This is a genomic window from Deltaproteobacteria bacterium (assembly GCA_020845895.1).
Lineage (GTDB): Bacteria > Lernaellota > Lernaellaia > JACKCT01 > JACKCT01 > JADLEX01.
In genome coordinates, this window is sequence record JADLEX010000098.1 from 15014 (window position 1) to 41521 (window position 26508).

Consider the following 26508-nt stretch of genomic DNA (forward strand, 5'->3'; position numbering starts at 1 on the left):
CTATTAGTTCACTTCGGGGATTGCTTTCGATTCAAAACGTGCCACAATGAATGTGCGCGTTAGGGGGAACCATGATCGACCCCTGATGTCCCAATCCGACATGACGAGATGAGTGCGGCAGATTCGAAGGACGCGGCGTCTTTTTCGCCCGTCAGGCATTTCGATTCGAGAATGATTGCGGCACGCGGCTTGCTAAATACCTGCCCGAGACCGAAATCGGCCACGGGAGTTGACGAAAATGGAGAGAAGGTTCATGACGATTGTACAAACAAATGACGTTTTTGTCGATTCCGATGAAAAGGGTCGGGATATCGCAATCGAACGCTTGGATACCGCGAAGGACATCGCGATTGTCCGCGTCCGCTCCGCTTTCGACCGCTACTGCGCAGCCTATCTGACCGGAAAGGTTGAAGAATTGGCGGCGCAGGGCGTGCGCGAGTTCGTCCTCGACCTGACCGAAGCCCGCTCCGTTTACCGTCTCGGCATCGCCGAGTTTTCGCTACGCGCCCGCGCCAAGTCGCTCGACGACCGGTTTTCATTCGTCCCGCAAGGCAACGAACTCGACGGCGTCTTCGAGCAGCTCCGCTGGAAACGCGCGGATCTCGCCGCTCTGCGGACCCGGCCCCGCCGGCCGCTGCTGGCGACCATCTCGGCGAAGACCGGTTCGGATCAAAAGCCCGAAGCCCGCGGTTTCATTCCGCTTTCGGCTTCGGAGGCTTTTCTCCCAGTTCCAAAGCCAGCGTGATTGCCGCTTCCTCGGTGGCGACGTCGCCGCCGGAGGCAAACTCCAGCACCTCGGCGTGCGCCGCGGCACGTAGGTCGTCGGATAGCGGCGAGAGCTTCGCGGCCAATTCCGCAGGCGCGGAAATCGTCAGCCGGCGCAGCGGAAAATTCTGATTGACCTGCCGCTCGGTCTTCCACCGACGCGCGCCGGTCAGCACCGCGATCAGCAGCCGCCCCGCCTCCAGCGCGTCCTCGTCCACCTGCGCCGAGTCGGGCACCGGCCACTCCGCCCGGTGAATCGACACCGGTTCGGCACCCTGCCGATAGACGACCTGATACAGCTCGTCGGTGATGTACGGGATGAACGGAGCGAACAGCTTGAGCACCGTGAACCCGACCTCGTGCAGCGTGAACCGCGCCGCCTCGGCCGCACCGGCGGGGAACCGGTCCGGGTTCCAAAAGCGCTCCTTCACGATCTCGATGTAGTTGTCGCAGAACTCGGAGAAGAAGAATCGCTCCACGGTCCCTAGCGCGTGGCTGTATTCGTAGCGGTCCAGGTAGCGCGTCGCGTCCTCGATCACCCGCTGCAGGCGCGACCGAATCCACCGGTCCACCAGCGTCGGATCGCCGGGGACCAGCGTGCGCAGCGTGCCGTCTTCGTTCAGGAACTGCGTCGCCGCGAATTTTGTGGCGTTCCAAAGCTTGGTCATCAGCTTGCGGCCGTTCGCCACGTCGCGCTCGTTGTAACGCAGGTCGTTGCCCAGCGTCGCGCCCGCGGACCAGTAGCGCAGCGCGTCGGCGCCGTACTTGTCGACCACGATCTTGGGATCGACGAAGTTTCCGGCGCGCTTGCTCATCTTCTTGCCCTTGTCGTCGAGGCCCCAGCCCGAGATCATCACGTCCGACCATGGCAGCGTGTCGGTGTGGTGGTGGCTCTTGACCACCGTGTAGAAGAGCCATGTGCGGATGATCTCGAAGGCTTGCACGCGGATCGACATCGGGTAGATCCGGTCCATCAGCGGCGAGTCCTCGGCCCAGCGCGCGTTGATGAGCGGCGTGAGGCTGCTCGTCATCCACGTGTCCATCACATCTTTTTCGGGCGTGAAGGCGTTGTGACCGCACGCGCAGCGCGTGCCGTCGGGCGGCGTCGCGGCCATGGGATCGACCGGCAGTTCAGCCAGCGTCGCAATACGCGGCGCATTGCAGGCCGCGCAGTACCAGACCGGAAACGGCACGCCGTAAAACCGCTGGCGGCTGATGCACCAGTCCCACTTGAGACCGTTGACCCAGTCGTCGAAACGCACCTGAAAGTGCGACGGATACCAGCGCAGCTCGGCGCCGCGTTTCAGGTATTCCTCGCGCCCGCCCAGCACGTTGATGAACCACTGCGGCGAATGGTGGAACTCGACCGGCGTGTTGCAGCGGTCGTGGATGCCGACGAGCTGGCGCAGCGGCGAGCGTTTGAGGAGCCGCCCCTCGGCTTCGAGATCCTTGAGGATCGCGGCGCGCGTGGCGTCGGGCTTCATGCCCGCGTAGGGGCCGCCCAGGTCGTTGAGCTTACCCCACGCCGTGAACAGGGCGCGCGTGTCGAGTTGGTGTTCCTTCCACTTCTTCACGTCGTCGCTGTCGCCCCAGGTGCACACCATCATGAGGCCGGTGCCGAAATCCATCGCCACGTCTTCGTGCGTTCGGATCTCGACCTCGTAGTCGCACAGCGGCACGCGCGCCTTTTTGCCGACGAGCGCGCGGTAACGGTCGTCGTCGGGATTCACGTACAGCGCCACGCACGCGGGGATCAGCTCGGGGCGCGTCGTCGAGATGACAAGCTGCTCGCCGCTCGGGCCCGTGAACACGATGTCGTTCAGCGTGGTGTCTCGCTCCTCGGTGTCGATGTCGGCCTGCGCGAGCGAGGTCTGGCACGTGTAGCACCAGGTGATCGGCTCATCGCGGCGCGTCACGAGGCCCTTTTGCGCGAGATCGAGAAAGCTCTTTTGCGCCGTGTGCACCGAGCGCGGCTGGATTGTCGAATAGGTCATGTCCCAATCGACCGAGATCGCGAGCGACTCCCACAGGTCGCGATAGACCTGAGCCCCCGCGCGCGTTTCCTCGAGGCAGAGCTTGACGAACTCCTCGCGGGTGATCTTCGACTTGTCGATCTTGTACTTCTGCTCGACGTAGCGCTCGGTGGGCAGGCCGTTGTCGTCGAAGCCCATGGGATAAAAGACGTTGAAGCCCTTCATGCGCTTGTAACGCACGATGAACTCCGCCTGCGAATAGCTCATCGCGTGGCCGACGTGCAGATGCGCCGACGACACGTAGGGCGGCGGCGTATCGACCGAAAAGATCGGCCGCGTGTCCGACGGGTCGAATTTGTAAACGCCGTGCTCGTCCCACAGCTTGCGGATGCGGGGTTCGACGTTGGCGTGTTCGTAATGCTTGGGAAATTCCATGGACCGCTCTCTTTCATCCGGTGACGGCGCGGCGCCGGGCTCGCCCGGCGGGTCGTCCGCGAAGGTGTCGTCTTCGTCCGGTTCGGTGAACCGCGAACATCGCGTCGCGAAGCGGCGGGATGATAGGGAGAAGGACCGGGGCGATCAAGGTGCGCGCGGGGTGCGTTCAGTCGTCCTCGTCGGCGTCTTCGGCGAGCGCCTCCGACGATTTTGCGAGCGCGGCCTGACGACGAAGCAATTCGACGCGATCCACACGCCGGGGATAACGCGCGGCTACCGTGCGCTGCTCCGTGTCGAGTTCATAGAGATCGCACACGCGCTCGTCGAGCTGCCGCCAGCAGTGATCGAGCGCGGCTTCGACCGCCGCCATCGCCCCTTCGCTCGACGGCAATAGCGCCTGCGCCTGTAGCCGCGAAATCTTGTCGGCGAGTTCCGCGAGCGGCTTCGCGTGTCGATCGACCGATTTCGCCTTGCCCGGAAAAGGGACAAGTCGCGCGTATTGACGGTTGAATTTCCGCCACCCCGAATCGTTTAGACCGCACTTGAGTCGGGCGAGCGCGCTGAAGAGCGATGAATTGAATACGGCGGTGATCGCCTTCAACTCATCGTCCGCCGCTCCGTTCCAGACGAGCGCGTTCACGTTGACGTTGTCCTGGTAGATGTTTCCTTCGAGGTCCAACGACGCGACCGTGTCCTCGATCGTCATGGGAAACAGCACCTTTCGACGCGCCTGTTCCACCAGATTTTTCGGATAACGATAGAGATGCCACCGGTCGGGTTCGGGGAAGCATTCCACGGCCTTCTTGATGTCGCGTTTGCGTTCCTTCAAGTAGTCCGCGGTCTTGCGGAACCGTTCCTCGAACTCCTTCCAGCGGATCTCGCGGGCCGCGCCGTTTTCGATCTCGTAGGGGAAGATGACCCACACGTCGGCGTTGTCGGGGCGAAAGGGGTAGAACGCCCGGTTGCGGCACATGGGACGCATCGACGCCGTGTTCAGGTAGTGCCGCCGGCCGTCGGCGCCCTCTCCGAAAAAGAGTTTTTCGTCCATGTTCACGAGCCGGAACTGATATGCCTGCCCCCACAGCACCTGCAGACCGACAATGATCTCCACGCCCGCGTGATCGCCGAGCGCGCCGAATTTCGTGCGCAGATCGCGGTGCAGTCGCATCAGGTCGGGCTGGTCGAACGCCCACACCGTGTCGTCGATCTCGTCGATGCCGATCCGCACGTCCAGGCACGGCTGTTCCGTTTCGGCGTCGTGCGTGGTGTCGAAGGTCCGGTATCGAAACGACTCCGACCCGCGTTGCAGCGCGAGAATGGCGGTATAGGTCGTTCGCTTCGGAAAGATCTGCAGATCGCGGAAATCCTCGATTTCGCCCAGCAGCTTCTCGCGACGCAGCCACCGGCGTGTGTGTTCGCCGTAATCGGTTTTGAAGAACCGGTTCTGTACGATGAACCCCAGCCGCCCCCCGGGTTTGAGCACGCGCACGCCCAGTTCGACAAACGGCATGGCGATGTCGGTCTTCCCCTGCGCGGCGGTCTCGTAGCGGCCCGAGGATTTGAGATATCGGTACATGTCGGGCAGCCACTCGCGGTAACGTTTCACTTCGATGTAGGGCGGATTTCCAACGACCGCGTCGAATCCACCCTCGTTCATCACTTCGGCGAATCCGTGCCGTTCGTGACGCCAGTCGAATGGGACGAGATCCATCAGATGTTCGGCGTCGATGCCGAGGCCAAGAATGTCCGGCTCGACCAGTGCGTTTCCGTGGCGGATATTGCGGCCGATCCCTCGCAGCAGATCGGCCGGTTCGTCCGGCCCGTCGATCGCCGTTCGCTCCACGTAACGCAGCGCGAGCGACATGCGCGCGATTTCGACCGCTTCGGGGTCGATGTCCACGCCGAAGAGGCAATGGTCGATGATTCGGCGGGCGGCGGCGGGCGTGAGCCGCCAACCGCGGGAGTCGTAAGTGGCGTAAGGACCCTTGTGCTCGCCGCGAACGCGGCACCACTTCAGAATCCGGTCTTCGAGATGGCTGAAGGTCCCCAGCAGAAAGCTCCCGCTGCCGCAAGCGGGATCGAGAATGCGCAGGGAAAGGATGCGCTCGGGGTCGGCGTCGTCCACGAACGGGGCGAGCGCGCGATCGACCACGCGTGCCACGACCCAGGTAGGCGTGTACACCGCTCCTTTGGAGCGCTGATACTCCGGTTTGAACTCGTCTACGACCTTGCCGCCGACAAGACGCAGCCGCTTTCCGAGGTAGCGTTCGTAAACGCCGCCCAGGGTTTCGAGCGGGATGACGTCGAACCGGTAGGGATTCGGGAAGTAGAGGCTCTCGATCAGCTTCCGGAAGACGCGGCCCTTGATCGAAAACCGGAGCAGGTGGTGCTCGACACCGGTCGGATCGTCCTCTTCCGAGTGCGGAAATAGGATGCCGTCGTAAACACGGCGCCAGCGTCGTTCGTTCTCCTCGGCGAAATCCGGCCAGAAGTCGCCCTGGCTGCCGAGCGAGTTGACGGTACCCGTTTCCTCCAACCCGATTTCCTCGCAGAAGCGGATGAAGAGAATACGGTCGAGAATCCGCTGCGCCGCCGCCGAGACGATGCGCATGTCGCGGATCTCTTCCTGACGGACGATCAGCCGCGCGATCTCCAGCCGCCACTCCCCGAGAAGCGCCTCGAACTCCTGATCGAGCGACGTTGTCCCCTTCGGGAGCCGGTCATCCGGATGCATGCGCGCGAGGGAGCCGTCCATCACGGCATCGCGCGAGAAGTATTCCCAGAGCGTGTCGAAATATTCGAGGTACTGGTCGTGTCGCAGGTAGAGCACTCGGGCAACGCGGGCGTCGTCGTTCTGCTTCGGTTTGATACGCGTGTCGTAGATGCCGAGTTCTTCGAAATCGCACACGTATCCAAGGCGCATGCCCGCGGACCAGCCATAGGTGCGAATCTGAAACGACGCGTTCATGTCCGTTTCGAGATTCACCGCGAACTTCTTCGCGTCGAGATAGAACATGCGCCGGCCGTTGACCACCAGCGCATAGTCCGGGCGCGTGTGATGCCGGTCGCCGGTTCCCCGACTGCGCCGGGCCTCGCGCCCGGCGATCTGGAATTCCTGGATAACTTCACCCGGATCGGCGGGATTCCAGCCGAAGACCGAAAGCATCCGCTCGATCCACGTTCGGACCTGTGCTTCGGACTGATTCTGAAGGCCGTGCGTCGCGGCGATCGCATTGAACTCCGCGAGGAGCGCCTCGAGCTTCCGATATGCCTCTTTTCTTCGCGCCGCGATGTCGCCCATCAACGCACCTGTCATCGTGATGGCACCCGCATAACAGAGTCGCCCCGGATTGAAAAGCCGAAGTCGGACGACGGGTCTCGATCCGCTCCCGAATCTACCGACGTCCTTGACCCGCCTCGCGCACGGTTGATACGGTAGCGTCGTCCACCGGAACACGGAGCCGAAATGTCCTGCCGCCATCACGCGGTGCTGATCGTGGGAATGATCGTGGTGTTTTTCGCGGCGACGACGGCGTGTTTCGACGCCGACAAGGAGCCGCCGGAGGAAGACATCCCCGCGGACGACGACACGGGTGGCGATGACGATGCGTCCGGCAACGACGACGCCGATGACGATGACGATGACGATGACGATTCGGACGACGATGATGACACGGATGACGATGCGGATGACGACTCGGACGACGATGCCGATGACGACACCGGTCCGCCGGAGGTGTCGTGCCCGGACATCATGGAAGCCGTGTATGAGGTATGCGACGGCGCTTTCGCCGAAAAAATCGGCGGCGAGCGCCTGGACAAGACCGAGGCGCTGGCCGTCTGCGAAGACGGCGACGAGTTCTGGTCCTGCGTCGGCAATTGCGTGCCGCTGGATGGGGGATGCGTCGTCCTGTTCGAGTGCATCAACGACGATTGCGCCGGTCCCTGGCTCGCTGAAACACTCCCCTGAGTCTCGATCCCGTTCCCGTTTCCCCAGAGGTTTCGATGCCGTATCCGATGGACCATCCGCTGCCCTCGCTTCGCTACGTCGAGACCTTCAACGTCGAGGTCGAGGGCCGCGGCATGATCGCGATCAAGGACCCTCGCCGCTACGCCACCGCCATGCTGACACTCGAGAGCGGCGCGCTCTTCGCCGTCGCCGCCTGCGACGGCAAGACCACCATGCGCCAGCTCGCCGAGTCGTATGAGAGCAGGACCGGCCACCCGATGCCCATGGCCGCCGTCGAGCGAATCCTCGACGTCTTCGACCAGCATTACTTCTTCGACAATCCGCGCTTCGGCGAACATCGCAAGCAGGTGGACGAGGCGTGGCTCGCCGCGCCGGTGCGTCCCGCCGCGCACTTCGATTACGCCGAACCCGGCGCAGAGGCCGCCGCGTGGGCCGAGCTGCGCGCCATGCTCGACGGGTTTTTTCGTGAGGAAGGCTTCGCGCCGGGACCCGAGATCGCGAGCGAAGACAATTCGGCTCTTGCGCTGATTGCGCCGCACATTGACTTCCTGCGCGGCGGGCGGATCTGGGCACGGGCCTACGGCGAATTCATCCGCCACTTTCGCGGGCGCACCGTGGTCATCGTGGGGACGAACCACCAGCCGTCCAAACTGCCCGTGAGCATGACGCGCAAGGCGTTCGCCACGCCCTTCGGCATCCTGAAGGTCGACGACGTGGTGCAGGACGACATCGCGTCGGCGCTCGCGATCGATCCCTTCGAGGATGAGCTCACGCACCGCGTGGAGCATTCGATCGAGCTCGCGGCGGTGATGATCGCGTACCTGCGTCCCGACTTGCGTATCGTGCCGATTCTCGTGGGCGACGCGCGCCATCTGATCGACGGCGAGGAAGACGAGGAGACCGACGAGGCCCTGGCGGATCTCGCGACCGCGTGCCGGGAGGCGGTCGAGGACGGCGACGGCGAGGTTGCGCTGGTGGCGAGCGCCGACCTCGCCCACATCGGCGAGATGTTCGACGACACCTTTCGGGTGGACGACGAAAAGGCGCGCATCAACCGCGAACGCGATCTCGAAATGCTCGCGCCGCTGACCGAGGGCGAGCCCGAGGGCTTCGTGCGTTTCGTCGCCGAGGAGCGCGACGTGCGCAAGGTCTGCGGCCTCACACCGATCTACGTGGTCGCGTCGGCCTGCGCCCGGCCATTCCGAATGCTCGGCCACGACACCTGGGTCGATCCGAACGGCGCGGGGATGGTCAGCTACGCCGCGCTCATCGCTCGCCGCGAATAGAGAAACGGCGGGGCGAACCCCGCCGTTCTTCGAGCTGTATTCCGTTGAATTCAGGGCGCGACGAACTCGTCCGCGCCGATATCCCACGCCGCGCCGCCGGGGCGCGCGTCGCCGTCCACATCCCACAGCGCGAATTCGGCCAGATCGGTGGGAAGGAACGGCAGGGGATTGGTGCCCGCGTCGATCATCGCCGCACCGTCCGCGAGATGGAAGTCCAGGTCGCCCGGGTCGGCGAAGTCGGGCGCGTCGTCGATGTTGCCCCCAGCCGAGAGGCAATGGTCGATCTCGCAGTCGTTGATGTCGTCGATGTCGTCCCAGCAATCGACCGCGTCCTCGACGTAGCACCCGCCGCCGTCGGCGTAGAACGCGTTGTTGTGGAAAACGGACATGTCGAGCATCGGCACACCCGGTTGATAGACCACGGACTCGATCGCCGCTCCGCTTCCGATTCCGAGGATGTTGTTGACGATGTTCCGCGGGGTGCTCTCCAGGCCCGCCCAGGGCGCGAAGATCGCCGCGGTGACGTTGCCGTCGTAAGCCAGAATCGTATTGCCCACGACCGTGATCGGGCGCGCCGGAGCGTAGAACCCAAAGGATTCGCTGCTCGCGCTTCCCGCCTGGATGATCGAGTTGACCACGCGGACCGCCTTGAACGGAGATCCCGGAGCATACACCCCCCACGTGGTGCCGGCCGGCGTGTCGCCGGAGAACGCCTGAACGCCGATGAGCGTCAGATCTCCGTCGGACGAGAAGATCGCCGCGGCCGAGGCGGCCGTCGAGCCGCCCACATCCACGAGGCTGTCCGTCATCCAGACCGGGGACATCGAGACGAAGATACCGAATCGGGATCCCGTTCCCTCCGAGATCGTCATCGCCAAGTCGGCGGCACGCACGGGCAAGCCCGTCGCGTAAATTCCGTAAACCGTTCCATCGGCCTCGACGTCGATGTCGACGTCTGACAGATCCAATTGACACGTTCCCCCGAACACGCCTGATGCCGTGGACGTGGTGTCGCCGACCGAGATGGACAGACGACGTGCGACGAGGGCCCCGGTCGAGGCGTAAATACCATATCCGTCATCGCCCGCCGTGCCTTCGCCGACCACGATGAGGGAGTCCGCGATATCGAGCAGCGTCGCGCCGGTCGCGTAAATGCCGTAGCGGTCACCGACGTTGTCCGGAATGTCAATGTCCAAATGCCGCGCGACGATCGTCGCCGCGCCCATCGTCTGGATACCGATCGGGCCGCCCGTCGTGTTGCCGTTGATCGTGAGCCCGTCGAAAACGACGCTCGCATTCGCCTCGACCAGCAGGTTCGGCGACGCGCCCACCGCTTCGAGTTCGGTCGCGTTTCCGCCGATGTCGCGCGTCCAGTCCTCGTTATATCCACCGAAGAGCGACGCGGCGACCATCAGGTTTTCTTCGTACGATCCGCCCGTGATGTAGACGTTTGGGCGATCGGTGTCGGTCTCGGCCTCGTCCGCGCCCTTCTGGATCGTCTCGAAGGGTTCGGCCATCGTCCCGGGATTCGCGTCGTTGCCGTTGTCGCCGTCCACGAAGTAGCCGTTGTCGTCACTCGCGGCGGCGTCGCCGCCCGCGCAGTCCTGATCGACCCCGTCATCAGGCAGATCGGTCGCGCCCGGATGCACGAGCGCGTCGGTATCGTCGCAGTCGTCCGAGGTCGAAAAGTATTCTCCCGGCGGAAGGCTCTCGCCCGCGCACACGTCCACGGCGGTTCCGGCATAGCCATCGCCGTCCGCATCCACGTATCCCGTCAGAATCTGCCACGCGTTCGCGTCGCCGTCGTTGCAGTCGGGGCCGGCCGCGCAGTTCTCTCCAAATGTATCGCCGTCCGTATCGACGCACTCCGCCGCGTCGTCGTCGTCGTCATCGTCCGAGTCGTCGTCCGAGTCGTCGTCCGAGTCGTCGTCCGAGTCGTCGTCCGAGTCGTCGTCCGAGTCGTCATCTCCGCCGCCGGAGTCGTCGTCATCGTCGTCGTCGCCGCAAGAGCAGCCGGCAACAAGCGTAACAAGCAGCATCAACCAGATCGCCAAACAGGGGATTCCCTTCATCGCATACCTCCCGAACGAATGGGGCGAATCGCGTGTTAACACATCCAGTGAGATCAATGACGGTTATTTTCGCGCCCGAAGGAACGGGCCGGAACGGTCATCTGTCTCTCCCATGGCAAATCATGTTACACACGATGCGAGACGAAATGAAGACGACTCGAATCCCCATCGCGGACACGGTGCGCCGGATGCGCGCGAGAAAGATCGCGGCCGCGGCGATCGCCTGCGCGTTGGCCGCGTGCGCGGACGGCGACCGATCGGTTGACCTGCGCGCCGTCGATTCGGCGCATTCGCTCGCGCCGACCCCATCGCCGCCGACGGTCGAACTCGAAGAGGATTCGCGCGTCGTTCGTGAATACACGCTCGTTCCCGGTGAGCCCGCCCCGCCCAATCCCCTCACCGGCGCGGTCACGCCCGACGAATTCAACGTCATTCCCCTGTTTCGTTTCCGCCTGACCGCACCGGGCGGCGCGGTGATGCCGGCGCGCGCGATCGTCATCACCCAGGCGGGCTACGTGGCGGGCGCGAACCAGATGTTTCACATCGCACGCACACTCGTGGAGATGTCGGGCGGCGATGTCGAGGTCTGGGTGCCCGACAAACGACACACGCTGCTCGAGGACCACTTCGGCATGGACCGCGCCGAGGCGCGGCGTGATCCGTGGCTCGCATATCGCTACTACATCCTCGGCGAAGAGGTCGAGGGACATTCGTATCAGGACGTGGATGCGTGGGGCCCCGAGACCGACATGATGAGCGAGTGGGGGCTCGACCTGTGGATGAAGGACATGCGCCGTCTCGTGCATCTCGTGCCCGAGGAATCGCGACGCGCCAACGTCTTCATCGCGGGCGATTCGCGCGGCGTGGCGTTCGCGCAGGCGTTCGCGGCATATGAGTTCGAGGACGGCGTGCAGGGCGGCGACGAGATCGCCGGGCTCATCCTCTGGGATGGCGCGGTGCGGCCCGATCCCGACGTCAATGAAACGACGTATCCGCAGGAAATCGCGATGATCCGCTCGGGCGCGACGCGGCGCACCGAGCCCATGGACGCGGCCTCGACGTGGTTCATGGAGGTCTTCGGCATGGCGGCGGCCGAAAACTTCGGCGATCCGGACGATCCCACCCTCGGCCCCGAAGGGTTTTTCCCCGACTACGCCGCCTTCGAATCGATCTATTGGATGCTCATGCGCGGACAGCCGATTACGCTCACCAACGAGGCGTTTTTCGGCGTGGTCCTCGATTCCGATTATCTCCCCTACCCGAAGTTCATGGGGCACCTCGGCCGACTCACCGGTGGGCCGATTCGAGAGGGGTTGCTCGGCGACGTGCCGACCGACGTCGACGCCGTGTACCGATGGCAGCGCTACGACGAATGCGACCCGCCGGAGCTCGTTGATATCCAGCAACTCATCCGCATGCTCTGGGAAGGCCCGTCGAACTTCACGGATCTGCACTACTCCGCGCGGCTCGATCTCGACCTGCTCGCGGCGACGCCGTTCGAAAGCGAAGGCACTTGGGTTCACGATCATTTTCAGCTTTACACATCGCTCGTGGATGCGCCCGTCTTCGCCCTCATCTCGCTCAACTATCACGGCGAGGGCATCATGGAAGCCTACCGCGACGCCCTGCCGCCCGTGCGCGGATCGGCCTTGCCCAGGAGCGAAACCGGCTTCGTTCTGATCGACTATCCCCAGTGGAGCCACCTCGACGCGATCGCGGTCGAGGAAGACCGCAACCCGGTTTATCCCAAGCTGCTCGCGTGGCTGCGGAACTGGTCGTCGGGCGAGGTGGCGGTACCGACGTTCTGACGAGGCGTCAATTGAGGTAGCCGAGGGCCTGAAGCTTTTCGCGCAGTTCCTTTTGATTGCGCGACTTCCACCCCACCCCCGGCGCGCCGATCCACACCAGCGCGTGCGCGCCGTCGCCCGCGGGGACCGGCGGCGACGAGATCGAGTACAGGTGCTCGCGCGCCGCGCCATCCATCACGTTGGCGAGAAGCGCCGACGGATTCGCCTCGCCCGGCGTCGGCAAGACGAGCGCTCCCGGCGGCAGCTCGCGTCCATCCGCCAAGATCTTGAGCGAAAGCGCTTTCATGTCGCCGCGCGCGGGCAAAGTCACGGAGAGTTCTCCGCCGCTATCCGTTCGACCCGTCACGCGCACGCGGCGATAGTCGTCCGACGCGCTCCACCCCCGCTGATCGTCCGGCGCGGCGTGCAGCATCGGGATGATCGCCTGATCGCCGCTGGCTTCGATGGTCCACTCCACGGGCGCGCTCGACACGAGACGCAGTTCGACGAGGTAGCGGCCGCGATCGATGGACAGCTGCCGGTTGAACGACTGGAACGCGAAGCGGCCCTGCTCGAGCCGTCCGGCCTGCGTCGCGAGGTTGGTTTGCTCGCCCGGGTCGGCGGTGAGGTCGAACACCTGCTCGCGGCCCGACTCGTACTCGTAGATGTATTTCAGGTTCGGTGTGCGGATCGCCGCGCTCTCGGGTCCGGAGTTCAGGTATTCGGCGAGCACCGCGTCGCGCGGCGCGCCCAGATCGCCCAGCATCGCGCGACCCACGAAGCTCTCGGGAATCGGCAAGCCGAGCAGCCCCAGCACCGTGGGAGCGACGTCGATCAGCGCGACCTGCTCGTCGATGCGCTTTTGCGTATCGAGCCCCGGCGGCAGCAGGATCAGCGGCACGCGAAGCTGCTCGTCGAAAAGCGACTGGCCGTGCCCCCACGCCTGATGCTCCAGAAACTCCTCGCCGTGATCCGAGACGATGACGACGACGGTGTTGTCCGAAAGGCCCGCGTCGGAGAGCGCGCGGCGCACGCGGCCCATCAGCCGGTCGGTGGCGAGCAGCTTGCCGTCGTACATGGCGATGAGCGCCTCGCGATCGGCAGGATCGACGCCCGCGAAGAGTGCGCCCGCGGCTTTGTATTTTTCCTCCAGCGCCCGCCCCGACGCCTCGTCGATGAACGTCTCGCTCGCTCCAGGGATGAATCCGTACGGGCCGTGCGGCCCGAGAAAGTGCAGGTACGCGAAAAACGGTCGCTCGCCGCCGTGGCCGCGCATCCACGTCGTCATTCCCGCCGCCGCGTCGTCGTCGCTTCGCGCCTGTACGAAACGGTCGAATCCCCGCGCGGTGCCGTAGCTGTGGTCCAAAATGTCGTTGGCGACATACGCGACGGTGGAGAACCCCGCCTCGCGAAACGCGCCGGGCAGATTCGGCATGGGCCGCTCGATGACAAATCCGCCGCCGGCGCACGTGGGCTTCGCGCAGATCTGGTGCGGGTACGCGGAATACAGCATCGACGACACCGACGTGCGCGTCCACGGCGACTGCGCGATGGCCTGCGTGAACACGAGGCCCTTTTGCGCCCATGCGTCGATCTCGGGCGTCGTCGGTTTCGCGTAGCCATATGCGCCGACCTGCGTGGGACGCAGCGTGTCGATCGTGATCCACAAAACGTTCATGACCTTGGGCGCGGTGAGGCTTTGCACCACGGCGCGCGACCAAACCGGCACGCCCTCGCGGTAGGCCAGCGGTGCGGCGCCGGGTGTCTTTGGCGCGCGCTCGACCTGCATCACGATATCCACGCGCCGCCCCGCCCACGGCGCGAGATCGGCAACCACGTCGATCCAGTCGTCCGGCGGCGACTCACCGGTCTCGCCGATCGTGCCGCGATGCAGCGACGTCACCGGACGGTCGCCGTCGCGAACGAGAATGCTGAAGGTCGACTTCGTCGTGGCGTTCGGCCAGTCGCGATCGGCCACGGTGTAGCCCGCGCGCAGCTCGCCGTCCGGGGGCACGTCCACCCCAAACGCGAAGGTGGGGATGGAGATGGCCGACACGCCCTCGCGCGCCTGCAAGCCCTGCCGGTAGCTTTGCACGAGCCCGGTTTCGCCCTGCGCTTCGAGCGCGGCGAACAGGTCGGTCACCGGGGGATTCGCGGGTTTCGTCAGACCGGGTGGCGCGCACGAAGCGGCGAAGACGAGCATCGCGACGATGAAACATCGCGGGCAACGCGGGCGGCGAATCGGATCGATGCGTCGTCTCATGGGTCCGGCAACATAACATGAGCCTAGCAACATGACACGGGATGCGCACACGACAAACAAATCCGCGCTTGACCGGGCCGGGGCGCGTGGCTAGCGTCGGCGTCGCGGTTGACGCGGCCGATGTCGCGCACTTCGCCGCACATGCCGATTTGAGGGGCGCATGCACACATTTTTCAACGCGGGCAGTATCGCCGTGATCGGCGTGAGCCCGCGCCCGGGCAACCTCGGCCAGAAGATCGTCGAAAACCTCCACGCGTTTTCGTACAACGGCGTCATCGAGCTCGTCGGGCAGCGCGGCGGCACGTTCCACGGTCATTACATTCATCAAAGCGTCGCCGAGATCGCGCGGCCCATCGACCTCGCCGTGATCTTCACCCCCGCGCGCATCGTGCCGGGCATGATGGAAGAGTGCGCCCGCGCGGGCATCAAACGCATCGTCATCGAGTCCGGCGGATTCGCGGAAAAAGACAAAGGCGGCGCGCAGCTCGCCGAGCGCATCCGCACGATCGCCACCGAAAACGACATCCGCTTCGTCGGCCCCAACGGCATCGGCACCTTCAACACGCACACGGGCCTGTGCGTGAGCTTTTCGTACATGCCTCAAGTCCGCCCGGGCGGCATTTCCATCGTCACGCAGTCCGGCGGCGTCGGGATTTCGTATCTGAGCGAATTCGCCAACGAACACCTGGGCGTCGCCAAGTTCGCGTCGATCGGCAACAAGATGAGCGTGGACGAGGTCGACCTGCTCGAATACCTCATCGACGATCCCGACACCCAGCAGATCGTCTTTTACCTGGAGAGCTTCGCCCGCGCGCGCGAGTTCTGCCGGCTCGTCGGTTCGACCGACAAACCCGTCGTCGTGCACAAGAGCAACACCGGCGAGCTTTCGAGCGCCATCGCCGCGAGCCACACCACGGCGATGCTCTCCGACGACCACGTCGCCGAGGAGGCGCTGCGTCAGATGGGCGTACTGCGCACGCGCACGCTGCACGGCGCGGTCAGCGGGGCGAAGATCTTCTCGCTGCCGCCGCTGCGCGGCACGCGAATCGGCGTGATCTCGCGCTCGGGCGGTCACGCGGTCATCGCGGCCGACACCTGCGCGCGCCACGGCTTCACGCTGCCGCCCTTCGACGACCACGTGCTGAACGTCGTGAGCGAGCACGTGCGCGCCGGCGTCATCCGCCTGCAAAATCCGCTCGACCTCGGCGACCTGTTCGAGATCGAGGCGTACAAGGCCGTTCTCTCCGACATTCTCGCGCAGCCGCAGATCGACGGCGTCGTCTTTTTGCTCGCGTATTTTTCCGCGGCGAACACGCAGGCGCCTCTCGATCTTCTCCGCCACCTCGCCGAGCAGTGCGAGCGCCACAAAAAGCCCGTGGCGATGGTGCTGCACGCGTGGCCCGAGGAGATCGTGCGCGTCAAATCGCTCGCGATCTTCCCCATCTTCGGCACCGCGGACGAGGCCGTGGACGCGCTCGCCGTCAGCCTCGTGCATCACCGGCGCGTCGATCGCCGCCGCGAACCGCCGCCGCGCCTGCGCGTCGACCGCGCCCGGGCGGGCGAAATCCTCGACGCGTCGCGCGGCAAATCGCACCTCGGCGTCGAAGCGTACGACGTGTGCCGCGCCTACGGCCTGCCGGTCATCGACACGCGCTTCGCCCCGACCGGCGCGAAGGCCGCATCCGCCGCGCGCGAACTCGGCTTCCCCGTCGCGCTCAAGGTCGAAAGCCCCGACGCGAGCCACAAGACCGACGTGGGCGGCGTGGCGCTCAAGCTCGCGAACGCCAAGGCCGTGCGCGAAGCGTTCGAACGCGTGCGTGCGTCGCTCGGCAAACACGTGCGCGGCGCGCGCTTCGACGGCGTCGTGGTGCAGCCGATGGTGACGGGCGGGCTCGAGCTCATCGTCGGCGCGGCGCGCGACCGCGACTTCGGCCCGCTGGTCGCGCTCGGCTGGGGCGGCATCGCTGCCGAGGTACTGGGCAAACCCGTCACGCGCCTCGCGCCCATCTCGCGCGACGAGGCGCTGCGCATGATCGACAAGCTCCCCGCGCGCAAGGTGCTCGACGCCATGCGCGGCCGGCCGCCCTTCGACATCGCCGCCCTCGCCGACATCATCGTGCGCGTCGGCCTCATGATCGCGAACCACGACGACCTCGCCGAACTCGACCTCAACCCCGTGCGCCTGTTCGAACGCGGAAAGGGCGCGGCGATCCTCGACGTGCGCATGATTCCGGGGGCGTGAATTGTCAACTTTCTCTTGACGAAAGAGGATCGATTCCCCTAACTGGATTTCGAAATGGCTGTTCCTTCCTTTGATGCCTTTTTGGAACCGCTCCTGCGCGCACTGGCTGCTGCGCCGGAGGGATTGCGAGCGTCCGAGGCCTACGAGCACGTGGCAATTCGACTCGGGTTGAATGAAGCCGACAAGAAAATAACACTCCCAAAGAACCCGCAATTCGCGTATCGGCACCGGACCCGCTGGGCAAGCCAGTACCTCCGGTGGGCTGGCTACGTGGACAGTCCGTCTCGAGGCTTTTGGAAGATTTCTGCTGATGGGAGCCTGTTCTTAGCCAATCATCCGAATCCCCTTACCCAAGCTGAAATCAAGCACGTTGTCGAGATCGGCGAACGGAATTCGAAAACCCTTCCGATCGACGAAGAACTCGATGTGGCAGCCGCTGACAAAGATGTGAATCTTGTTGGCAAGACGAGTGATCGGCAATTTGGCGTAGGCGTTGTGCTCGCCCATGAGGCGCGAACTCTTAGCACCAAACGTACGTGGCTGATTTCGCTCGGCCCCAGATCGATGTACTGGGACGAATTTCATCGCGAAGGCATCATCGCGATCGGTTGGGATTACCTCGGAGATCTCCGTCAGTACGCAGACATCGGCACGATTCGGGACAAGATCCGCGAGGAGCGCGAAACCGACGAGAACCCGATCAACGACGGCTTGGCGTGCTGGCAGTTTGTCCACGATATGCGGGAAGGCGACGGTGTTTTCGTCATCAAGGGGCAATATGGAATTCTAGGGTATGGAGTCGTCACTTCCGATTATCGATACGAGGAGTACCGCCCATATCCCAACGTCCGCAGCGTCCGTTGGATCAAGCGCGGCGATTGGACGCTAAAAGATAGGTTCAGGGCCAAGGCGCTGACGGAGGTCACCCCATACGAAGAATGGTTGCAAGGGCTCCGCGCGATTGTCGGGATCAGCACTGAAGACGTCGCGATCGAAACGAGCGCGTACGAAGTCATGTGGCCGCCGTATGACCTCGACTCCGCGATCAGCGACCTCTTCCTTTCGGCGGATCGAGTCCGCGAGTTGCTCGACCTTTGTCGGCGAAAGAAGAATCTGATCTTGCAAGGCCCACCCGGCGTCGGCAAGACCTTCGTCGCCTCGCGGCTCGCTTACCTGCTGATCGGCGTGAAGGACGACACTCGCGTCGAGCGTGTGCAGTTTCACCCGTCGTATTCCTACGAGGACTTCGTCCAAGGGCTTCGCCCTGCCGAGGGCGGCGGATTCGAACGGACGGACGGACCATTCCTGCGCTTCGCGCGGCGCGCGGTCGAGGACCCGGACCACGCCTACGTTCTCGTGATCGACGAGATCAATCGCGGCAATATCAGCAAGATTCTGGGAGAACTGCTCTCGCTGATTGAGGCCGACAAACGCGAAGCCATGTACGGCGTGACGCTCGCGTATTCGCGCGACGGCGAGTTACGCTTCCACCTCCCGCCGAACCTATTCCTGATCGGAACCATGAACACCGCCGATCGCGCCCTAGCCTTTGTCGACTACGCCCTGCGACGCCGATTCGCTTTCTTCGATATCGCCCCCGCGTTTTCAAGCGACCGCTTCGAGGAGGATCTCCGAAGGCGTGGCGTCGGCGACGAATTGCGAAAGACGATCGTTGACCGAATGAGCGCCTTGAACAACCGGATCCGCGAGGACAAAACGCTTGGCGATGGATTTTGCGTCGGGCACAGCTACTTCTGCCAAGCCGAAGGTCCATTCGATCTCGACTGGTTTCGCCAAATCGTCCGTTACGAAATCGTGCCGCTGCTGCGCGAGTACTGGTTCGACAATACGAGCGGTTGGGAGTCGGAACGCGACCAGCTGCTCGGCGATTAGCGCATGCAGGTTCGCCCCGAAAACATCTATTTCCTCCTCAGCTACGCTTGGCAGCGACTGGACGAGTCCGATCGCGCCCGCGTTTGCGCCGAAGAGGTCCGGAACGCCGAGGAGCTGTTTGCGCGGGTGCTTTGCCGAGCAGCACACCGACTGCTGCGGCAACGTCTCGATCGCGGATACGTAGAGACAACGGACGATCTGCGACGCCCGCGCGGGAAGATTCACGTCGCGAGAAGCGAGGCGAGCGGGATCGCGATGCGCGGCGCGCTGGAATGCGATTTCGACGAACACACCGAAGACCTACTCCACAACCGCATTATCCGCGCGACGGTCAAACGGCTCGCCACGGTCGAAGGATTGACTCCCACAATTCGGCACGATCTTCGAGAAATCTGGCGGGAAATGCGCGCCGTCGCGGATGTACCGATCAGCGCTCGCGACTTTCGTCAGGTGCAGCTTCACGCGAACATCCGGCGATATCGCTTTGCCCTGAACGTCTGCGAACTTCTGCACCGCTGCCTGCTCCCCCACGAGCGCGAAGGCGAGTGGCGATTCCGGACTTTCACGGGCGACGAGCGGGAGATGGGAAGGCTCTTCGAAGAGTTCGTGCGCGAGTTTCTGAGACTGGAACAAACAGTCTTCGACGACGTTCGAAGCCGCAATCTCGTCTGGATCGCCACGGGCGACACGAGCGGAATGCTCCCGGAGATGCGGACGGACATCACGATGCGACGGCCCGGCCAGAGCGTCGTCATTGAGACGAAGTGTGTGGGCGATCCTCTGGCAAACAGCCGGCGAGATTCCAAGCCCGTTTTTCAATCCGATCACCTCTACCAACTGGCCGCGTACTTGGCCAATTTCCCGGCAAGCGGCGAACGCGTGTCGGGCATGCTTCTTTACGCCGTCGATGACGAGAACGATTTCGTTCCAAAAACCCGCATGACTTGGCTTCAGCACGAGATATTCATCATGAGCTTGAATCTCAGCCGCCCGTGGAAGGACATCGACCGGCAACTACGCGAAATGGTCGATTGGATTGCATCCGACGCGCGGCCGACCCATTCCACCTTCGACGTGGCCTGACGAAAGGGCGACATGACCGAGATGAACCCCGAACCCACGCACGAACGCCTGCTGCGTCTGGAGCGCATCACGCACACGCGGATGAAGGCGCTCGATCCGAAACGCACGTTCGTGCTGGCGACGATGAGCCCGCTCGAGGTCCACGGCCCGCACCTGCCGCTGGGGCAGGACGTGTTCGAGGCGCGGGCCATGGCCGAGCACGCCGCGCTCGCCGTGCTCGAAAAGCGGCCCGACTGGACCGTGCTGCTCGTGCCGCCGCTTCATGTCGCCGCCGACACGCTGCCCATGCTCGGCTCGGTCGAGTTTTCGCCGCATCTGGTCGAGCGCGTCGCGTTCGCGTTGCTCGAACCCTTCGCCAAGGCGGGTTTCGCGCGGATGGGCTACAGCTCGTTTCACGGCGGGCCCCGGCATTTTCTCGCGCTCGAGCTCGCGGGCGAGCGGCTCGCGCGCAAATACGGCGTCGCGGTCGTCTCGATGTTTTCGATGCTGCTCGCGCGCGTGAAAGAGGGGCAGGTGTTTCTCGACGCCGTCGCGGACGTCCCCGGCAGACAGGCCGAGCTGCGCCACATGGTGCGCGACCAACACGCGGGCTACGTCGAGACCTCGATGGCGCTGCACCTGTACGGATCGCTCGTCGAAAACGGATGGCAGACGCTCCCCGGCGCGACGCCGCGCGAGGAACCCGGCGAGGGCGAAAACGACTCGTTTCTGTTTTCGGGCGAGGTGGGCGGGGGAATCGCGGCGCGGCTGCGTCGCGTTCGCGGTACGGCGACGCTGCTGGTGCGCGCGGTGAAGTTCTTCCGCGCAAACTCGTATTACGGCTACCCCGCCTTCGCGAGCGAGGAGGAAGGGCGGCGGATTTTCGAACACCTCGTCGCCCTCACCGCCGATGCCGCGGGAGACTTCATCGATCGCGGAATGGACGCGGGGGTGCACTCGCCGCTGTGGGCCTACCGGCGAATCCTGCTCAACCGCCCGCTAAACGCCGTCGCCGATGCGCTGATGGCCAAATGACGCCCAATCAGACGAACGCGGCGGCCGCGCGTTCCGATGTCGACTCAACCGCAACGGCGGGTATCGCACAAGACCGGCGGTTACCGTGCCGGACATCGCCGGAGCGCGACGATGTGCGGCGGATGCCACCGCGCTTCGAACGCAAATTTGTGTTGACTCAAGAAAACGATCGGCGTGTAATCGTGTCGGATCGGCCAGAGGGAGAAAATCATCATGACCCGCCGACTTACCATCGTGTTGATCGCGTCGATGGTTGTTCTGTACGCAGCACCCGCAAACGCCGCGTGCTGGACCGACGGTGGCGATGACGACTCCGCCGAGCCCGCGGGGAGTTCATCGACCCCGGATGACGACGCCAGTGCGACGGACGACGACACGATCGACGACGACACGATCGACGACGACGCCACGGACGATGATGAGGTGGACGACGATGTCGACGACGATGCCAGTGACGACGATAGCAGCGATGACGACGCGACGGACGACGACACCGACGACGATACGGGTGACGATGACAGCTCGGATGACGACGGTGACGACGATGCGTACGCAGGCTGCGAGGGAGACATCTACGGTTCGGACGACTGCGCCGAATGGATGTACGAGCTGTATTGCGAGTTCGAGTACCCGGTTATCCTGGACGACGTCCTGTTCTCGCAGGGGGAAGCGGTGAGGCAATGCCGCCTCGCGCGGGATCCCCGTTGGCAGGCCATCATCGACTGCGCGACGCGTGCCGCTCCCGAACCGGGGGAAGGAACGTTCTGCGAATTTGTATCGTGTCTGTCGAACAACGGCTGGACCGAGCAACACTTGGATATCTTCGACTCGGGGGCTTATTGGCATCCTGTGGACGGAGATCCGGCCACGGAAACAGTCGGCGCATTCAACTTCCGCTGCCTCATCTCGGACGATCCGTTCCACCAATTTCGTTACTGGCAACTGAACGGGGCCATTCGGCGTCTCCCGCACCCGGAACTTCGTGCCGAAATTTTTTCATTTGGCGTCGTCGGCGGGTACCCGTTTGCCGGGATCGGCGCTGGCGATTCGACGTTCATCAGTGATGCTCTCGTTTCTTTCTGGATGTCGGGGTGGTGGATTGCGGAAGGATCCGAAGGGGGCTCGATGGAGTACTTCGAAGGTGAATTCGACCTCGTGAAACCTTGAGCGCCGTTGCCGGAGCCGTCCTTGGTGTCCCCTTCGCCGCCTTGCCCCTGCACGGTCCATCTGTTAAAGGAAGGTGCGAACGGGCTTACCCGATCGCGAGGACGCTCGTTCGCGATCGGGCGACGTTTTTCGATCGCGCGGGCGTGCCTTGCGTGAATCACCGCGAAAAAACCGGGCTTTCGCGCCTTCGGCGTGGCGGCACGAGGATTGCTTGAACACAGCTCAGACTTCATCCCTCCTTTCCGAGGCGGTTCGGTCGGTCCCCGAAAACCGACAGAACGCCTCCTTTTTTTGTTGATCGAGGGATCGCGCCGAAATGCCGACCAGAATTCTCGGACTCGACATCGGAGCGGCCGGCGTCAAAGCCGCGCTGGTCGAGGCGCATTTTCGCAAGTTCGAGATCCAGCAATGCGTGACGCAGCGCGTGCCGACGCCGGAAGAGGTCGCGGGACGACCCGTGCCCGAATCCGTGGCGACGTTTCGCGCCAAGCGAGCTGCGGAAAATCCCCCACCGCCCACGGTCGAGGGTGCGGAGCCGTCGTCCGCCGTTGAAGAGCCGATCCCGCCCATCGTTTGGGCGCTCATCGATTTGCTGCGCCGCCCCGGCCTCGCGTACGACGAAATCGTCTGCGCCGTCGCCGGCGGATTCGTCGCGACACGAATCCTGAAGCTGCCGTTCTCGGGCCGCTCGAAGATCAATCAGGTCCTTCCCATGACGATCGAGGACGAGGTCCCCTTCGACATGGACGAGATGGTGCTCAGCCACGAAATCCTGCACACGGCCAAGGACGGCGCGACGGTGCTTGCCGCCATGGCGAAGCGCGACGACGTCGCCCGTCTGCTGGAATGGCTGGAGATGGCCGGCATCGAGCCCAAGGCGCTCACGATGACCGGATCGGCGCTCTCGGTGACGGCGGCCCACGTGCTCGCCGGCGTCGAGGGAGCCTCGGCGGTGGTGGACATCGGCGAACAGAGCACCGACGCCGTCATCATGAACGAAGGGCGCATCGCGCTGGTGCGTTCGATCCCCGAAGGCGGCGAGGAGGTCACGGCCAACCTCGCCAGGACGCTTGGCATCGAGGCCGCGGCGGCCGAACGGCTCAAGGTCGAGGCGGGTCGCGTTCTCGCGACCGACGACGAATCCGGGGATGCGCGCGTGGTGAAACTCTCGCACGCACTCGTCGACGCGCATCAGCTTCTCCTCGGTCGTCTGCGTCAAACGATTCGCTCCAGCGAAATGGCGGGGCAGTTCAAGATCCGAACGCTCTACCTGACGGGCGGCGCGAGCCGGTTGCCGGGTTTCGCCGAGCACCTGTCGCGCGAGCTCGGCGTGCCGGTCGAGCCTTTCCCGAGCCTGTCGCCCAAGCTGCCGAGCCTTGTCGAGGCCGACGACGAAAAGAACCGCGCCTTCGGCGTCGCGATCGGCGCCGCGGTGTGGACCGCGCCGTCGAACCGCGCGCGCGCGATCAACTTCCGTCAGGGTGCGTTTGCGTATCGCAAGGTCGCGCAGGCCGTGCAGGGCAGCCTCCGGGGCGCGGCGGTGATGGCGGGCATCGTCATCGCCCTGTTCATCGTGCTGGTTCTCCAGTCGCGTTCGGTGCAGGCGAAACGCATCGACGCGCTCGATCAGCAGGCGCGCAAGATCTACCTCGACACCTTCACGCAGCAACCGCCGCCGGGCAGCATCGTGCAGGCGTTCCGCACGCAGGCCGATCAGGTAATCCAGAAATACAAGATCATCGGGCTGCTCGGCGAGGGAAACCTGCGGGCGCTCGACGTGATCCGCGCGATGTCCGAGGCACTCCCGAAAGAGGTCGAGATCGAGGTGGTGAAGCTCGATCTCAAGCCCGAGTTCGTGAAGATCGAGGCGGTCACGGACAAGTTCGAAACGGTCAACAAGATCGAGACGGAACTGGGCAAGAAGACGGACGTGTTCAAAGCGGTGAACCGCGACGAGGCCAAGAAGACCGCCGGCGACAAGATCAAGTTCAAGTTGACGATGCAGCTCGTGCAAAAGTCCAAGTCGGCCTCGGGCGTGACCACGCTGTTCGGCAGCGGACAGCCGGCCTCGACGCCGGTCATTCCGGGGTCCGAGCCATGACCGGAGCGGGACACAGTCGATGACGCTCTCCGACCGCGACAAAAAACTGCTCGTCATCCTCGGCGCGTTTTTCGCCGTGGTGGCGGTCTATCTGCTCGCCGACTGGGCGATGGGCGGCGGCACGGTCGGCGGATCGGTATCGAACAAGGAACAGGAACTGCGCGACATCATCCAGGTCTATCGCACGTTCCAGAAGACGCAGGCCGACTTCCAGACCGCCGAGCGCGAGATCCAGAAGGCGGGGGATTTCGAACTGCTGACCGAGCTCGAAAACCTCGCGGTCAAGGCGAGCGTGAAGGACCACATCGAGTCGATGGACAAAAAGAGCCAGGCAAAAAATCCGTACTACGAGGAGGAAGCGGTCGAGGTGAAGATGCAGAAGATCAACATCATTCAGCTCATCACCTTCCTCTACGAACTCGAGTACGCAAACAAGGTCCTGCGCGTGCGCGAGATGCACCTCGAAACGCGTTTCGACAGCAAGGATCTCTTCAACGCTCGCGTGTTGGTGAGCACCTACCGCAAGATGAAGGGCGCGCCCGACGCCAAGCCCGCCGCGGGAGGCCCTGTCCCGGGCAAGCCGCCCGCTCCCACCGACGAAGAGTAGAGCCTCGTCGGCACCGCCGCGTTCGCGCGATAACAAGCCGATTTCATGGACCTTTTTGTCGTGTTTTCGTTGACACCGAAGGTGTGCGCCGCTATGGTGCGCCGGTCTTGCCCCGTGCGTCGCGACGCGTTCGCGGCGTCGGTCTTGTGGGGCACGCGGGGTTCGGGGGATTTTCATGAAGCGCGTCAAGCAGGCGTACGTCAATTCGTTTGACGGCACCGAGATCTGGTACGAGAGCGTCGGCGAGGGCCTGCCCTTCATCCTGCTCGACGGCATCGGTTGCTTCGGCTACGCGTGGAAATACCTGACGACGCACTTCGCCTCGACCAACCGCTTCGTGCATCTGCATTATCGCGGCCACGGCAAGAGCCGCATCCCCGCCGACGAAAACAACCTGTCGATCCAGGACATTTGCCGCGACATCGCCGCCGTGCTCGATGACGACGGCGTGGATGGCGGTATCCTCGTCGGTCACTCGATGGGCGTGCAGGTGATTCTCGAATTCGCGCGCATGTACCCCGAGCGCGTGAAGGGCCTCGTGCCCGTGTGCGGCAGCTACGGCTACCCGCTGCGCACCTTCCACGACAATCGCCTGCTCGACATGGTGTTTCCGTTCATCTACACGCCCGCCGTGCTCGCGCCGTGGCTGTTCACGCCGATCTGGAAGGTGCTGCTGCCGACGCGCTTCTCGTGGGAGGTCGCGATCCGCGGCGAGGTCAACGGCCACCTGCTCAAATACGAGGACATGATGTCGTATTTCCACGACCTCTCCTCGGTGCCGATCAAGATCTTCGCCAAGATGCTCGATCACGCATCGCGCCACACCGCCGAGGACATGCTCGGCGATATCAAGGTGCCCACGCTCATCATCGGCGGCGAACACGACACGTTCACGCCGGGCTGGCTGTCCGAGAAAATGCACGAGCGCATCGCGGGCTCCGAGCTGTTCATCATCCAGCACGGAACGCACACCGCGCCGATCGAGGCGCCCGAGCTGATCAACCTGCGCCTGGAGAAATGGCTGCGCCGCTACTACGGCCAGTTGCCGCCGGACGAGGCGAACTGAAGCGGGATTCCAGCGGTTTCGCCTTCCTTCGGCGGTTGCGTTCTGCAACCACTTTCGCGGATAATGGTTGCAGACGGAGAAAGCCCATGGCGACCATTCACGCGCGAAATGTTCCGGACCATCTCTATGACTGGCTGAAGAAGTCCGCGAAATCGAATGATCGTTCGATCGCCGCGGAGGTCGTACGAATCGTTCAAGAGGCCCGCGAGCAGTCCGCCGAACGCGAACGAATCCGTAAGGCTCTTGCGAGAATTCGCGCCAACGTCTTGAAAGAGATCCGACCGGTGGGCATGCCGAACGCGGTCGACCTGCTTCGGGAAGACCGCGATCGATGATCGCCCGTTCGTGGGTTCTCGATGCCAGCGTCGCGGTCAAGGCGTTTCTGCCGGATGAAGAACTGGCCGACGAAGCGTCTGAGTTTCTCGACGCGTTCGAAAGCGGTTTGATTAGGACGGTTTTTATTCCAGAACATTTTTTTGCAGAATGCGCCAATGTCTTCTGGAAATCGACCGTCCGTTACCGCCTGTCGCCGGAGCTCGCCATTCAGAAACTGGAAGGGCTGTCTGAGCTGAGTTTTTCCGTTGTGACGTCCATCGACAACAGGATCGAGGCGTTGAGGCTTGCCATCGAAACAGGAATCAGTGTGTATGATGCCTTGTACGTCAGCCTCGCCCGATCACTTCGTCTGCCGCTGATCAGCGCCGATGCGAAACTGATCAGGGCGGTTGCACCCCGATTCCGTGACATCGTGTGGCTCGCCGACTGGGAGTCGGCCTCCCACTGA

At 63.9% G+C, this 26508-nt stretch carries 18 protein-coding genes; 14 read left to right on the plus strand and 4 right to left on the minus strand.

The annotated features are described in order from the left end of the window. Positions 1-253: 253 nt before the first annotated feature. Entirely contained in the window at positions 254-745 is a 492-nt protein-coding gene (locus tag IT350_13175; protein ID MCC6158994.1) for a hypothetical protein, read from the plus strand. On the opposite strand, the gene IT350_13180 is transcribed toward IT350_13175, so the two are convergent. Both IT350_13180 and IT350_13185 read right to left on the minus strand, forming a co-directional pair. After that, a complete protein-coding gene (locus IT350_13180; GenBank protein MCC6158995.1) occupies positions 693-3173 on the minus strand; it encodes a valine--tRNA ligase in 2481 nt (826 codons plus the stop codon). The genes IT350_13175 and IT350_13180 overlap by 53 nt on opposite strands. 166 nt (positions 3174-3339) lie before the next feature. Beyond that, positions 3340-6489, minus strand: a complete 3150-nt coding sequence (locus IT350_13185; protein MCC6158996.1) for an N-6 DNA methylase — start codon at positions 6487-6489, stop codon at positions 3340-3342. A gap of 150 nt (positions 6490-6639) precedes the next feature. Here IT350_13185 and IT350_13190 point away from each other — a divergent pair, with 150 nt between their 5' ends. Then, complete coding sequence (locus tag IT350_13190; GenBank protein ID MCC6158997.1) at positions 6640-7143, plus strand: hypothetical protein; 504 nt, start codon at positions 6640-6642, stop codon at positions 7141-7143. 35 nt (positions 7144-7178) lie between these two features. Continuing rightward, the gene (gene amrB, locus IT350_13195) at positions 7179-8429 is read left to right on the plus strand and encodes an AmmeMemoRadiSam system protein B (GenBank protein ID MCC6158998.1); all 1251 of its coding nucleotides are present in this window, start codon (positions 7179-7181) and stop codon (positions 8427-8429) included. A gap of 50 nt (positions 8430-8479) precedes the next feature. On the opposite strand, the gene IT350_13200 is transcribed toward amrB, so the two are convergent. Further along, positions 8480-10501 carry a hypothetical protein gene (locus IT350_13200; GenBank protein ID MCC6158999.1) on the minus strand — a complete coding sequence of 674 codons (2022 nt, stop codon included), beginning with the start codon at positions 10499-10501 and terminating at the stop codon, positions 8480-8482. A 146-nt stretch (positions 10502-10647) separates the two neighbouring features. Here IT350_13200 and IT350_13205 point away from each other — a divergent pair, with 146 nt between their 5' ends. Then, the gene (locus IT350_13205; protein ID MCC6159000.1) at positions 10648-12309 is read left to right on the plus strand and encodes a hypothetical protein; all 1662 of its coding nucleotides are present in this window, start codon (positions 10648-10650) and stop codon (positions 12307-12309) included. A 7-nt stretch (positions 12310-12316) separates the two neighbouring features. Here IT350_13205 and IT350_13210 read toward each other — a convergent pair whose 3' ends face one another. After that, positions 12317-14551 carry a sulfatase gene (locus IT350_13210; protein ID MCC6159001.1) on the minus strand — a complete coding sequence of 745 codons (2235 nt, stop codon included), beginning with the start codon at positions 14549-14551 and terminating at the stop codon, positions 12317-12319. Between the two features lie 160 nt (positions 14552-14711). On the opposite strand from IT350_13210, the gene IT350_13215 reads away from it, so the two are divergent. From IT350_13215 to IT350_13260, 10 genes are all read left to right on the plus strand, one after another. After that, complete coding sequence (locus IT350_13215; protein ID MCC6159002.1) at positions 14712-16793, plus strand: acetate--CoA ligase family protein; 2082 nt, start codon at positions 14712-14714, stop codon at positions 16791-16793. A gap of 54 nt (positions 16794-16847) precedes the next feature. Then, positions 16848-18686: an AAA family ATPase gene (locus IT350_13220; GenBank protein ID MCC6159003.1), complete on the plus strand. Its 1839-nt coding sequence runs from the start codon at positions 16848-16850 to the stop codon at positions 18684-18686. 3 nt (positions 18687-18689) lie between these two features. Then, complete coding sequence (locus IT350_13225; protein MCC6159004.1) at positions 18690-19769, plus strand: hypothetical protein; 1080 nt, start codon at positions 18690-18692, stop codon at positions 19767-19769. Between the two features lie 12 nt (positions 19770-19781). Further along, positions 19782-20783, plus strand: a complete 1002-nt coding sequence (locus IT350_13230) for a creatininase family protein (GenBank protein MCC6159005.1) — start codon at positions 19782-19784, stop codon at positions 20781-20783. Positions 20784-20996: 213 nt separating this feature from the next. Further along, a complete protein-coding gene (locus IT350_13235; GenBank protein ID MCC6159006.1) occupies positions 20997-21950 on the plus strand; it encodes a hypothetical protein in 954 nt (317 codons plus the stop codon). 316 nt (positions 21951-22266) lie between these two features. Further along, entirely contained in the window at positions 22267-24051 is a 1785-nt protein-coding gene (gene pilM, locus IT350_13240; GenBank protein MCC6159007.1) for a pilus assembly protein PilM, read from the plus strand. Between the two features lie 19 nt (positions 24052-24070). Further along, the gene (locus IT350_13245; protein MCC6159008.1) at positions 24071-24658 is read left to right on the plus strand and encodes a hypothetical protein; all 588 of its coding nucleotides are present in this window, start codon (positions 24071-24073) and stop codon (positions 24656-24658) included. A 175-nt stretch (positions 24659-24833) separates the two neighbouring features. After that, positions 24834-25724 carry an alpha/beta hydrolase gene (locus tag IT350_13250; protein MCC6159009.1) on the plus strand — a complete coding sequence of 297 codons (891 nt, stop codon included), beginning with the start codon at positions 24834-24836 and terminating at the stop codon, positions 25722-25724. 86 nt (positions 25725-25810) lie between these two features. Continuing rightward, positions 25811-26059, plus strand: coding sequence for an Arc family DNA-binding protein (locus IT350_13255; GenBank protein ID MCC6159010.1), 249 nt, complete (start codon positions 25811-25813; stop codon positions 26057-26059). Then, positions 26056-26508 (plus strand): type II toxin-antitoxin system VapC family toxin, encoded by a 453-nt coding sequence (locus IT350_13260; protein ID MCC6159011.1) that lies wholly within the window; start codon positions 26056-26058, stop codon positions 26506-26508. The genes IT350_13255 and IT350_13260 overlap by 4 nt, the downstream gene beginning before the upstream one ends.

What these genes read in the sequence shown, in the direction of transcription:
- IT350_13175 (MCC6158994.1), top strand. Translation starts at nt 254, where the DNA reads ATGACGATTGTACAAACAAATGACGTTTTTGTCGATTCCGATGAAAAG.
- IT350_13180 (MCC6158995.1), bottom strand. Translation starts at nt 3,173, where the DNA reads ATGGAATTTCCCAAGCATTACGAACACGCCAACGTCGAACCCCGCATC.
- IT350_13185 (MCC6158996.1), bottom strand. Translation starts at nt 6,489, where the DNA reads ATGACAGGTGCGTTGATGGGCGACATCGCGGCGCGAAGAAAAGAGGCA.
- IT350_13190 (MCC6158997.1), top strand. Translation starts at nt 6,640, where the DNA reads ATGTCCTGCCGCCATCACGCGGTGCTGATCGTGGGAATGATCGTGGTG.
- amrB (MCC6158998.1), top strand. Translation starts at nt 7,179, where the DNA reads ATGCCGTATCCGATGGACCATCCGCTGCCCTCGCTTCGCTACGTCGAG.
- IT350_13200 (MCC6158999.1), bottom strand. Translation starts at nt 10,501, where the DNA reads ATGAAGGGAATCCCCTGTTTGGCGATCTGGTTGATGCTGCTTGTTACG.
- IT350_13205 (MCC6159000.1), top strand. Translation starts at nt 10,648, where the DNA reads ATGAAGACGACTCGAATCCCCATCGCGGACACGGTGCGCCGGATGCGC.
- IT350_13210 (MCC6159001.1), bottom strand. Translation starts at nt 14,551, where the DNA reads ATGAGACGACGCATCGATCCGATTCGCCGCCCGCGTTGCCCGCGATGT.
- IT350_13215 (MCC6159002.1), top strand. Translation starts at nt 14,712, where the DNA reads ATGCACACATTTTTCAACGCGGGCAGTATCGCCGTGATCGGCGTGAGC.
- IT350_13220 (MCC6159003.1), top strand. Translation starts at nt 16,848, where the DNA reads ATGGCTGTTCCTTCCTTTGATGCCTTTTTGGAACCGCTCCTGCGCGCA.
- IT350_13225 (MCC6159004.1), top strand. Translation starts at nt 18,690, where the DNA reads ATGCAGGTTCGCCCCGAAAACATCTATTTCCTCCTCAGCTACGCTTGG.
- IT350_13230 (MCC6159005.1), top strand. Translation starts at nt 19,782, where the DNA reads ATGACCGAGATGAACCCCGAACCCACGCACGAACGCCTGCTGCGTCTG.
- IT350_13235 (MCC6159006.1), top strand. Translation starts at nt 20,997, where the DNA reads ATGACCCGCCGACTTACCATCGTGTTGATCGCGTCGATGGTTGTTCTG.
- pilM (MCC6159007.1), top strand. Translation starts at nt 22,267, where the DNA reads ATGCCGACCAGAATTCTCGGACTCGACATCGGAGCGGCCGGCGTCAAA.
- IT350_13245 (MCC6159008.1), top strand. Translation starts at nt 24,071, where the DNA reads ATGACGCTCTCCGACCGCGACAAAAAACTGCTCGTCATCCTCGGCGCG.
- IT350_13250 (MCC6159009.1), top strand. Translation starts at nt 24,834, where the DNA reads ATGAAGCGCGTCAAGCAGGCGTACGTCAATTCGTTTGACGGCACCGAG.
- IT350_13255 (MCC6159010.1), top strand. Translation starts at nt 25,811, where the DNA reads ATGGCGACCATTCACGCGCGAAATGTTCCGGACCATCTCTATGACTGG.
- IT350_13260 (MCC6159011.1), top strand. Translation starts at nt 26,056, where the DNA reads ATGATCGCCCGTTCGTGGGTTCTCGATGCCAGCGTCGCGGTCAAGGCG.